This is a genomic window from Kutzneria sp. NPDC051319 (genome assembly GCF_040682195.1).
Taxonomy (GTDB): Bacteria; Actinomycetota; Actinomycetes; order Mycobacteriales; family Pseudonocardiaceae; genus Kutzneria.
In genome coordinates, this window is sequence record NZ_JBFBAM010000022.1 from 54473 (window position 1) to 65678 (window position 11206).

Annotated in this window: 8 protein-coding genes; 6 read left to right on the top strand and 2 right to left on the bottom strand. The window is 70.0% G+C overall.

The features are described from left to right. Positions 1-8: 8 nt before the first annotated feature. Positions 9-1490: a cellulase family glycosylhydrolase gene (locus AB0M73_RS23040; RefSeq protein WP_363893757.1), complete on the top strand. Its 1482-nt coding sequence runs from the start codon at positions 9-11 to the stop codon at positions 1488-1490. A 7-nt stretch (positions 1491-1497) separates the two neighbouring features. Beyond that, the gene (locus tag AB0M73_RS23045) at positions 1498-2517 is read left to right on the top strand and encodes a lytic polysaccharide monooxygenase (protein ID WP_363893760.1); all 1020 of its coding nucleotides are present in this window, start codon (positions 1498-1500) and stop codon (positions 2515-2517) included. Positions 2518-2566: 49 nt separating this feature from the next. Here AB0M73_RS23045 and AB0M73_RS23050 read toward each other — a convergent pair whose 3' ends face one another. Further along, positions 2567-3541: an alpha/beta fold hydrolase gene (locus tag AB0M73_RS23050; protein WP_363893643.1), complete on the bottom strand. Its 975-nt coding sequence runs from the start codon at positions 3539-3541 to the stop codon at positions 2567-2569. A gap of 14 nt (positions 3542-3555) precedes the next feature. Next, positions 3556-6342, bottom strand: coding sequence for a glycoside hydrolase family 3 C-terminal domain-containing protein (locus AB0M73_RS23055; RefSeq protein ID WP_363893646.1), 2787 nt, complete (start codon positions 6340-6342; stop codon positions 3556-3558). A gap of 191 nt (positions 6343-6533) precedes the next feature. On the opposite strand from AB0M73_RS23055, the gene AB0M73_RS23060 reads away from it, so the two are divergent. Genes AB0M73_RS23060 through AB0M73_RS23075 form a run of 4 tightly spaced genes read left to right on the top strand, consistent with a single transcriptional unit; the run spans position 6534 to position 11157 of the window. Further along, on the top strand, positions 6534-8213 hold the full coding sequence (locus AB0M73_RS23060) for a twin-arginine translocation signal domain-containing protein (protein ID WP_363893649.1): 1680 nt from the start codon (positions 6534-6536) through the stop codon (positions 8211-8213). Further along, positions 8210-9154 (top strand): ABC transporter permease subunit, encoded by a 945-nt coding sequence (locus tag AB0M73_RS23065; RefSeq protein WP_363893652.1) that lies wholly within the window; start codon positions 8210-8212, stop codon positions 9152-9154. The genes AB0M73_RS23060 and AB0M73_RS23065 overlap by 4 nt, the downstream gene beginning before the upstream one ends. Positions 9155-9156: 2 nt before the next feature. Continuing rightward, entirely contained in the window at positions 9157-10110 is a 954-nt protein-coding gene (locus AB0M73_RS23070; RefSeq protein WP_363893655.1) for a carbohydrate ABC transporter permease, read from the top strand. Positions 10111-10134: 24 nt separating this feature from the next. Continuing rightward, the gene (locus AB0M73_RS23075) at positions 10135-11157 is read left to right on the top strand and encodes a LacI family DNA-binding transcriptional regulator (RefSeq protein WP_363893658.1); all 1023 of its coding nucleotides are present in this window, start codon (positions 10135-10137) and stop codon (positions 11155-11157) included. Positions 11158-11206 lie beyond the last annotated feature (49 nt).

An 11206-nucleotide genomic window follows, 5' to 3' on the forward strand; every position in this document is an offset into this window, starting at 1 on the left:
GGCTCGCCGTGACGACGGCGAGCCCGGCCCCAGCGGCGCCCAGCAGCACTGACGCCGGCACCGGTAGTGGCTACTACCACACCGTCGGCTCGCAGATCGTCGACTCGACCGGCACGCCGGTCCGGATGACCGGCCTGAACTGGTTCGGCGCGGAGACCGCCAACTACACCTTCCACGGCCTGTGGTCCCGCAACTACAAGGACATGGTCGACCAGATGGCGTCCCTGGGCTACAACACCGTCCGGGTGCCGTACTCCGACCAGCTGTTCGACCCCGGCTCCACGCCCAACAGCATCGACGCCAACTCCAACCCGGAGCTGATCGGCCTGTCCGGCATCCAGGTGCTGGACAAGGTGATCGACTACATCGGCCGCAAGGGCATGCGGGTGGTGCTCGACCAGCACCGTCCGGACAGCGGCGCGCAGTCGGCGCTGTGGTACACCGCGCAGTACCCGGAGAGCCGCTGGCTGTCCGACTGGACCATGCTCGCCCAGCGGTACAAGGGAAATCCGACCGTGGTCGGCATGGATCTGCACAACGAGCCGCACACGATCCAGGGTGGTGGCGGCGCCTGCTGGGGGTGCGGCGCCACCGCCGCGGACTGGCGGCTGGCCGCCGAGCGGGGCGGCAACGCCATCCTCGCGGTCAACCCGGACGTGCTGATCATCGTCGAGGGCATCGACTGCGTGTCCGGCACGGGCGATCCGCAGTGCGGCTGGTGGGGCGGCAACCTCTCGGCCGCCGCCCAGTACCCCGTTCGACTGTCCAAATCGGACAAGCTGGTCTACTCGGCGCACGAGTACGCCACGTCGGTGTTCCATCAGACCTGGTTCGACGACCCGACGTTCCCGGCGAACATGCCGGCGCTGTGGGACCACTTCTTCGGCTACCTGGTCAAGCAGCACATCGCGCCGGTGCTGGTCGGCGAGTTCGGCAGCACCCTGTCCGATCCGAAGGACAAGGTGTGGCTGCAGAACCTGTTGGCGTACATGGGAACCGGGCCGACCGGGATGAGCTTCACGTACTGGTCGTGGAACCCGGACTCCGGCGACACCGGCGGGATCCTGAAGGACGACTGGAAGACCGTCGACCAGAACAAGCAGTCGATCCTCCAGCCGTACCTGATCCCGCCGGTCGGGGGCGGAGGCGGCACCACCCCGCCGCCGCCACCGGCCTCCTGCACCGTGGCCTATCACGTGGACAGCAGTTGGAGCACCGGCTTCAACGCCACCGTCACGCTGAAGGACACCGGCAGCTCGCCGCTGACCAACTGGAGCCTGAGCTGGACCGAGCCCGGCGGCGTGCAGATCGTCAACGGCTGGAACGCGACGGTGAGCCAGAGCGGCTCGACCGTCACCGCGAAGGCGCCGGCGTGGGCGCCGACCCTGGCCGCCGGGGCCAGCGCGTCGATCGGCTTCCAGGCCAACGGGTCCTCCTCGGCACAACCGACCGGTTACGCCGTCGACGGAACCACCTGCGAGGTGAGCTGACGTGAAGATGTGGAAGTCGCTCGCCGTGCTGGCGGCGAGCCTGGGCCTGGTGCTGCTGGGGGCGGGACCCGCCTCGGCGCACGGCGCGATGATGAAACCGGGCAGCCGCACGTTCCTGTGCTGGCAGGACGGGCTCAGCTCGACCGGCCAGATCGTGCCGCAGAACCCCGCCTGCTCGGCGGCCGTGTCCGTCAGCGGCGCGAACTCCCTGTACAACTGGTTCGCCGTGCTGCGTTCCGACGGGGCCGGCCGCACCCGCGGCTTCATCCCCGACGGCAAGCTGTGCAGCGGCGGCAACCCCAACTACGCCGGCTTCGACCAGGTCGGCGACTGGCCGATCACCCATCTCACGGCCGGCGCGAACTTCGACTTCGCCTACAACGCCTGGGCGGCCCATCCCGGCTGGTTCTACACCTACGTCACCAAGGACGGCTGGGATCCGAGCAAGCCGCTGACCTGGGACGAGTTGGAGGACCAGCCGTTCCTCAGCGTCGACCACCCGCCGGTGACCGGGCAGGTCGGCACCGTGAACGGCCAGTACGACTGGTCCGGGGCCCTGCCGGCGAACAAGACCGGCCGGCACATCATCTACTCGGTGTGGAAGCGGTCCGACAGCGCCGAGACCTTCTACGGCTGCTCGGACGTCACCTTCGACGGCGGCCACGGCGAGGTCACCGGCGTCAAGGACGCGCCACCGCCACCGCCGCCCGGCGACGGCGACCACGGCTGCATGGCCGAGTTCGACATCACCAACCAGTGGAGCGGCGGCTACCAGGCCACCGTCCAGGTGATGAACCACGGCACCGCGCCGATCAACGGCTGGACCGTCAGCTGGACGCAGCCGGCGGGGCAGACGGTGGGCAGCGTGTGGAACGGGACGATGACGCAGGCCGGGTCGCTCACGGTGGTCCGCAACGCGGACTGGAACCGGACCGTGCCGGCCGACGGCTCGACCACGTTCGGGCTCACCATGAACGTGACCGGGTCCAATCCCGCGCAGCCCACGGTGAGCTGCTCCTCGCCGTGACGAGACCGACGCCCCCGGCACCCCGGCCGGGGGCGTCACCTCGACGCGGCTACTTCGGGTTCAGGCCCTGGTCGTGCAGCCAGGCCAGCTGCGCGGCCGGGTTGGAGCCGTAGCCGCCGCCGTGGTCGGCGAAGGGCCAGACGGTCATGGTGCGATCCGCGCCCATGTAGTTGTTGAAGGCGGCGTAAACGGTGGAGGGCGGGCAGATCGGGTCCATCAGGCCGACGCTGAACAACGCCGGCGCCGTCGCCCGCGCCGCGAAGTGCACACCGTCGAAATAGGACAGTGTGGCGAAGGCCGGCCCCACGTTGTGTCGGCTGTGCCAACGCAGGTACTTGGCCAGCTCAACATACGGCCCCTCGCCGGTGATCTCCACCGCACGGCGGAAGTGGCACAGGAACGGCACATCCGGCATCACCGCCGCCACGCGGTCCGGCGCCAACCCGGCGACGGCGAGTGCGAGACCGCCGCCCTGGCTGCCGCCCGCGATGATCACCCGATCCGAATCCAGGCCCGGCAGTTGCGGGACCGCGTCCGCGGCGCGCACGCAGTCGGTCATCAGGCGCCGGTAGTAGTAGTGGTCGGGGGAGTCGATGCCGCGGGTCATGAAGCCCCCGGCCCACTGTGTGCCGTCGCCCTCGCCACGGTCCGGGGTGTCGTGGCCCTGTCCGCGGCTGTCGACGACGAGCTGGGCGTACCCGGCGGCGGACCACAGCAGGTGGTCGGTCGGCAGCCCACGGCCGCCGCTGTAACCGATACACGTGACGATGACCGGCAGCGGACCGTCGGCGTCGCGGGGACGCAGCAGCCATGCCGCCACCGGTTCGCCGTTCCAGCCCGGGAAACGCACGTCGTGCACCTCGACGGTGCGCAGCCGATGCTGGTCGGTGACCCGTTCGGCCGTCACGGCCCCGCCGTGGAGGCGCGCCTCGGCGAGGGTGCGTTCCCAGAAGGCGTCGAAGTCCGCCGGTGTCGGGATCGTGGGGCGGTAGTCCACGAGTTCACCGAGAGGGGAGTCGGTCAAAGGCATTGAGTTCCTCAGTTGGCCGAAGTGAACCGGAAGGCGGCGAGCCGGAAGTCGCCGCGCAGGGTCAGGCTCAGGTCGTGAACGCCGGCCGGCGGCGCCGAGAACTCGGCGGCCACGGTCGTCCACGCGTAGCGGCCCCCGGTCGCCGGCACCGGGATCTCCGCCAGGAGCCGGTCGCCGGCCCGGAACTCCAAGCAAGCCGGGCCCGATTCGCCATCTTCGCGGCTGACCTCGGCCTCGACCCGCACCGCACCCGACAGATCGGCGGTGTGGAACCACAGCGTCCCGGCTCCGGCGACCGCGTCGCCGGTTTCGCGAGTGGCGTCGACGATGGTGATGTCCGCGTAGTCGTCGAAGTCGACGCCCAGGATGCGGCGATCCACGACGCGCCGGGGCCCGGGGGCCGGGCCGCTCACCGCGAGCGGCGCGGTGAGCACGACATCGCCGGCGGAACGGGCGACCAGCACCTCGTACCCGCCGGGATCGGCCGTGAAGGCGTTAGTGGTGACGTCCCAGTGGGCCAACGCCTCGGCCGGCAGGTGGAAGGTCAGCTCCCGGCTCTGGCCGGGGTCGAGCTGGACCTTGCGGAAGTCGGCCAGCCGCAGGTGTGGCGCCTGGTAGCGGGCATCCAGGGCACGGACGTAGAGCTGGACGACCTCGCTGCCGGCCCGGGAACCGGCGTTGGCCAGCGTCACCGCGACGTCCACGGAACCGTGCTGCCCCATGACTTCGCTGGACAGGCGGAGATCGCGGTAGGCGAAGTCGGTGTAGGACAGGCCGTGGCCGAAGGGGTACAGCGGGGTCGCCCGGTGGTACTGGTACGTCCAGCCCGCCTTGACGATGTCGTAGTCGAGGGGGGCCGGGAGCTCGTCGTCGCCCCGGTACCAGGTCTGCGGCAGCCGGCCGGCCGGGTCGGCCTGGCCCAGCAGGACGGCGGCCAGCGCGCTGCCTGATTCCTGCCCGCCGTGGGACATCCACACCACGGCGGGCAGGTGCTCGTGGGCCCAGTCCAGGGCGAAGGGGTAGCTGCTCATCACGACCAGCGCCGTTTCCGGGCGCACCTCGGCCACGGCGCGCAGCAGCGCCTCCTGACCGGCGGGCAGGGCGATCCCCGCGCGGTCCTGCGTCTCACGGCCGTTGACGAGCGGGTGGTTGCCCAGCACGACCACCGCGACATCGGCCGCCTCCGCCGCGGCCCGTGCCTCCGCGATGCCGTCGCGCAGCAGTTCACGGTGCCAGCGCTCGGCATCCGCCGCCGTCTCGGCCGTGACGATGATCCGACCGTCGGCGTCCACGGTGGCATAGCGTCCGGTGAGGACACTGCGCAGCAACACGGAGTCGCCATCCCGCTCCAGACGGAAGGTTTCGCGCACCTCCCAGCTCTTGAGCAGCTCCTTGTCGGCGGCGAGCGTGGAGTCGTCCTGGAGGCTCAGGTAGCGGCCCGTGTCGGCGTCACGCAGGGTCAGCGCCTCACCGCCCCAGTCGACGACGTCGAAGGTGCCGAGCGGCTCGCCGGACGTGCTCGACCGCAACGTGATCCGGTCCGATCCGTCCACACAGGACACATCGTCGAGCTCCGCGCGCAGGCCGTCGGCCACCGTGATCCGGTACGGCAGGGTGCCGCTGTACCAGTCCTCGCACAGCATGTCCGCGAGTGGGCCGATCACCGCGACCCGTGGCGCGGCAAGGGGCAGCAGGCCGTCATTGCGCAGCAGCACGATGGATTCGACCGTCGACCGCCGAGCCAGGTCCCGGTGCTCGGCGCAGTCGATCACCTCCGGCCCGATGCCCGCGTACGGGTCGAGGTCGGGGTCGAACTCGCCGAGCCGGAACCGGATCGACAGCTGTCGCCGCACGGCTCGGTCCACATCGGACTCGTCGATCAGGCCGCGTCGCAACGCCTCACGCAGCCGCCCGATCGGGACGCCGCTGTCGTCGCCGTGGTCGGTGAAGCTGTCGATGCCGGCCTTGAGCGCGGCGGCGTGGGACTCGGCGTGGTCGTCGAAGTAGTGCTCCGGGTCGACCAGGTTGGACGGCGCCTCGGCGTCGCTGACCACGAACAGCTCCTGGTCGGCCCAGCCGCGGAGGGTCTCGATGAGCGGGGTGACGTGGCAGGGGCGCCCGTTGACCAGGTTGTACGCGGCCATGGCGCCGGTGGCCGCACCGGATTCCACGACCGGCCGGAACGCGGCGAGGTCGTACTCGTGCAGCACCCGCGGCCGCACGCCGGAGGACGTGGTGCAGCGGTCGTCTTCGTTGTTGTAGGCCAGGAAGTGCTTGAGCACCGGCGCGGTGCGCAGGTACCGCGGGTCGTCGCCGGTGAGGCCGCGGCAGTAGGCGATCGCCAGCCGCGCGGTGTGCACAGGGTCCTCGGAGTAGCCCTCTTCGTTGCGTCCCCAGCGCGGGTCACGCAGCAGGTTCACCACCGGCGCCCATGCCTGCAGGCTGTGCGGCCCATCGCCGACCAGCGGTGGGCGGTGGTGGTGGAAAGCCCGCTGCTCGACCGACACGGCTTCGGCGACGGCGCGCAGCAGCTCCTCGTCCCAGGTCGCGCCCAGGCCGACGGCCTGCGGGAACACCGTCGCCGGTCCGAGCCAGGCGACGCCGTGCAGGGCCTCGGTCCCGGTGCGGAACGCACCGAGCCCGAGCCGGGGCACCGCCGGCGCGTACTGGTGCAGCATCGCGATCCGCTCGTCGGGCGTGAGCCGGTCGACGAGATCGTCGATGCGCTTGTCCAGCGGTAGCGCCGAGTCACGGAAAAGCAGGCGGTCGGTAGTGGGCACGGCCGGGGAACTCACGTGGCAAACCCCTCGTCGCAAACTGGAATTTAAGCGGTTCGAACCGTGACATGCGGTCGCGAGGCTGTCAACGCCGCTGGTAGTGGGTTTTTCGGACTCATCGAAATGTTTGTCGAACGCGGATGTGTGTCGCTAGTCTCACCGTCAATTCAAGCGCTTCGACACTTCAACGCAGAAGGATCGCCGCCACCATGGGTAACGAGTTGAGCCGCAGACACTTCCTGGGTGCCGCCGCCGCCATCGCGGGGACCGCGGCGGCGACGCCGCTGCTGTCCGCCTGTGGCGACGGCGCGCAGCAGACCACCGGCGCGAACAGCGAGGCCGGCCTGAAGGCCGCGTTGCCCGCCTACGTGCCGAGCACACCGGTCAAGCCGGACATCCCGTCGGTTGCGGGCGGACCGGACGTGCTGACCGATCCCGGCTTCCTCAGCTACCCGGCCAACCCGGTCGCCACCGTCTCCGGCAAGCCGGGCAAGGGCGGCAGCTACACCGCGGTCACGCCGCTGTGGGGCACCGTGCCGACCGCCGACAACTCCTTCTACCAGGCCATGAACGCGGCGCTGGGCGTCACCCTCGCGATGAAGCCGGCCGACGGCAACAACTACGCCACGATCATCCCGACCATGACGGCGGCCCGGAAGCTGCCGGACTGGATCCAGCTGCCGAGCTGGTGGAACCCGAACTTCAACGTCGGCGAGCTGGCCGGCACGCAGCTGGCCGACCTGACGCCGTACCTGGCCGGCGACAAGATCAAGAAGTACCCGAACCTCGCCGCCATCCCGACCGGCGCGTGGCGGGCCGGCGCCTGGGGCGACAAGCTGTACGGCATCCCGTCGTTCTCCAGCGGCTTCGCCGTCGCCGGCGCGATCTTCTATCGCCGCGACGTGCTGGAGGCCAAGGGCATCACCGCCGGCCAGGTGCGCTCCGTCGACGACCTGATGAACCTGGGCAAGGAGCTGACCGACGCCAAGCGCGGCGTGTGGGCCTTCGGTGACGTGTGGACCTACAACTTCACGTCGTGGGCGCTCCCGTTCAAGTGGGGGGTCGACGGCGGCAAGCTGGTCCACAAGTACGAGATGCCGGCGTTCCTGGACGCGCTGGAGTGGCACTACAAGCTGGCGACGTCCGGGTACCTGCACCCGGACGTCATCTCCGGCGACAACGCCAACGCCACCACCCGGTTCTACGCCGGCAAGACGCTGATCGGGGGCGATGGGACCGGCGCGTGGAATCTCGCCGACCACCAGTCCGGCGTCGCGGCGAACCCGAACTACCGGCGCGGCGCGTTCAACGCGCTGACCGCCGACGGCAAGTCCACGCCGCGCATGTACCTCAGCGCCGCCACCAGCGAGTTGAGCTACCTGAACGCGAGCCTGAAGCCCGAGCAGATCGAGGAGCTGCTGGCGGTCGCGAACTATCTGGCCGCCCCGTACGGCACGGCCGAGTACACGATGGTCAACTTCGGCGTGGAGGGCGTGCACTACACCCGGCAGAACGGCGTGCCCACGGCCACCGACGAGGGCAAGAAGAACGTGCAGGCGCAGACCTTCCCGTTCCTGGCCGCCCCGCCGGCGGTGGTCAGCAGCCCGGGTGTCGATGCCATCACCAAGGACTACACCTCCTGGCAGGTCGCCAACGTGAAGGCGCTGACCAAGCCGGTGTTCTGGAGCATGAACATCAGCATGCCGCAGTGGGCGTCCACCGCCGACGCCGCGCAGGCCGTCGAGGACACCATCAAGGACTGCTATCACGGCAAGAAGAAGGTCTCCGACGTGCAGGCGGCCATCACCACCTGGAAGTCCAACGGCGGCGAGCGGCTCAAGCAGTGGATGACCGACAACGTGCTGAACAAGTACGGCACCGGCCAATGAGCACCGGGTCGATGAGCACCGGCCGGCCGCCGCGGTTGAGCTGGCTGACCCGGCTGCGGCGCGACCGGTCGCTGCTGCTGATGACCGTGCCCGCGGTCGTGCTGCTGCTGGTGTTCAACTACGCGCCGCTGTTCGGGCTGGTCACGGCGTTCCAGGAGTACGACCCGCTGATCGGCGTCTGGCACAGCGGCTGGGTCGGGCTGGAGCAGTTCGGCCAGCTGCTCGGCGACCCGCTGTTCTGGGAGTCGACGGTCAACACGCTCTACCTGAGCTTCGTGCAGCTGGTGTTGTTCTTCCCGATCCCGATCGCGTTGGCCCTGCTGCTCAACTCGGTGTTGTCCGAGCGGCTGCGCAACTTCGTGCAGTCCGTGGTCTACCTGCCGCACTTCTTCTCGTGGGTGCTGGCCATCACGATCTTCCAGCAGATGCTGGGCGGCGCGGGCGTGCTCAACCAGTTCCTGCGCGGCCACGACATCGGCACCTGGGATGTCATGACCAACCCGCACACCTTCGCGCTGTTGGTCACCTCCCAGGCGATCTGGAAGGAGGCCGGCTGGAGCATCATCGTGTTCCTGGCCGCGCTGGCCGCGATCAACACCGACCTGTACGAGGCGGCCGCGGCGGACGGGGCGGGGCGGTGGCGGCGGATGTGGCACATCACCCTGCCGGGCCTGCGCGGCGTGGTCGTGCTGATGCTGGTGCTGCGGCTGGGCAACGCCCTGTCGGTGGGCTTCGAGCAGTTCCTCGTCCAGCGCGACGCCGTGGGCCACGACGCGGCCGACGTGCTGGACACCTTCTCCTTCTACTACGGCATCGCCACCGGCAACTACAGCTACGGCGCGGCGGCGGGCCTGTTCAAGAGCATCATCTCGCTGCTGCTCATCTGGGGCGCGAACAAGCTGGCGCACGCCTTCGGCGAGGACGGGTTGTACCGAAAATGACGATGACGATCGAACGCGGTCCGACGACGTCCGCCCCGCCCCGGGCCGCTGCGCGGCGCGGGAACCGGGCGCCGTGGGAGGAACCGCCGACCACGGTCGGCCAGGCCGCCAAGGGGCTGACCCTCGGCACGATGCTGGCGGTGGTCGTGGTGCCGCTGTGGATCATCGTGGTGACCAGCCTGTCCACGCCGGGCGCGGTCAACCGGGCCGGCGGTCTGGTGATCTGGCCGGACGGGCTGACGCTGGAGCCGTACCGGGAGATGCTCGGCGACCCGACCGTGCGGACATCGCTGCTGGTCAGCCTGGGCATCACGCTGGTCGGCACCCTGGTGTCGATGGTGGTGTCGGTGCTGTGCGCCTACGGCCTGTCGCGGCCCCGCTCGCTGGGGCACCGGTTCCTGTTGTTCCTGCTGATCGTCACCATGTTCGTCAGCGGTGGCCTGATCCCCAGCTTCCTGGTGGTGACCGGCCTCGGCGGCTACGACCAGTGGTGGGCGCTGATCCTGCCCAGCGCGGTGTCGGTGTTCAACATCCTGGTGCTGCGGTCGTTCTACTCGAGCACCTCGGCCGACCTGGTCGACGCGGCGCGGATGGACGGCGCGGGGGAGTGGCGGATCCTGTGGTCGGTGGTGCTGCCCACGTCGCGGGCGGTGACCGCGGTGATCGCCCTGTTCTACGCGGTCGGCTACTGGAACTCGTTCTTCAACGTGATGCTGTACATGCCGACCGACAGCGCCAAGTGGCCGCTGCAGTACGTGCTGCTGACGTTCGTCAACCGGGGCAACGGGCTGCCGGGCTCGGTCAACTCCGGTTTCGGCAGCACCCACGCCCAGACCGCGCCGCTGTCGCTGCAGATGGCGGTGGTGGTGTTGACCCTGGTGCCGCTGCTGATCGTGTATCCATTCGTGCAGAAGCACTTCCGCGCCGGTGTGCTCACCGGCGCGATCAAAGGCTGACCCGAGGAAGCAGGAGCACCACCGATGGCGACACTCGCCGATGTGGCCAAGCACGCGGGCGTCTCGGCCAGCACCGTCAGCTACGTGCTCAGCGGCAAGCGCTCGATCTCCGAGCAGACCCGCCGCCGGGTCGAGCAGTCCGTCATCGAGCTGGGCTACCACCCCAACGCCGGCGCCCGCGCGCTGGCCGCCCGCCGCTCGCACATCGTCGCCCTGGTGGTGCCGCTGCGTGCGGACGTGTACGTGCCGATCATGATGGAGATCGCCATCTCGGTCACCATGGCCGCCCGCCGGCACGGCTACGACGTGCTGCTGATCACCAACGACGAGGGCGTCGACGGGGTGCGGCGGGTCGCGGCCAGCGGGCTGGCCGACGGCGTGATCCTGATGGACGTCGAGCTGGACGATGAGCGCATTCCGGCATTACGCGCGCAGGGCACGCAGGCCGCGCTCATCGGACTGCCCGACAACACGGCCGGCCTTTCCTGTGTGGATCACGACTTCACCGCCGCCGGGGCGATGTGCGCGGATCACCTGGCCGACCTCGGCCACCGCGAGATCGCGTTCATCGGCTACGGCGCGGGCGTCTACCACCGGCATGCCGGCTACGCCGAACGCACGCTGACCGGCTTCCGCGCCCGGGCCGATCAGCGCGGCCTGCGGTTCCTGCACCGGTCCTGCGAGGGCACGTATGAGAGCACGGCCGGCACGCTGGCCCGGATCCTGGCCGACCGTCCGGACACCACCGGTTTCGTGGTGCAGAACGAAGGCGCGATCGGCCCACTGCTCAACCTGCTGCGCGGAATGGGTCGCACGGTGCCGGAGGACGCCTCGGTGGTGGCGCTGTGCCCGGAGCAGCTGGCGGAGCAGTACTCGCCCCGGCTCACCGCGGTGACCGGGCCGACCAAGCAACTCGGCCGCGTCGCCGTCGAACAGGTGCTGGGCCGGATCGCCGCCGCCGGCCGCGGCGACCGGCCCGGCGACGAACTCGTCCTGCTCACCCCCGTCCTGACCGTCCGCGAGAGCACCGGCCCCGCCCCGCGCTAGAGCCGCACCGCAAGACCGTGCCGGCCGCACGGTCTGGTTCCGCGCGCCC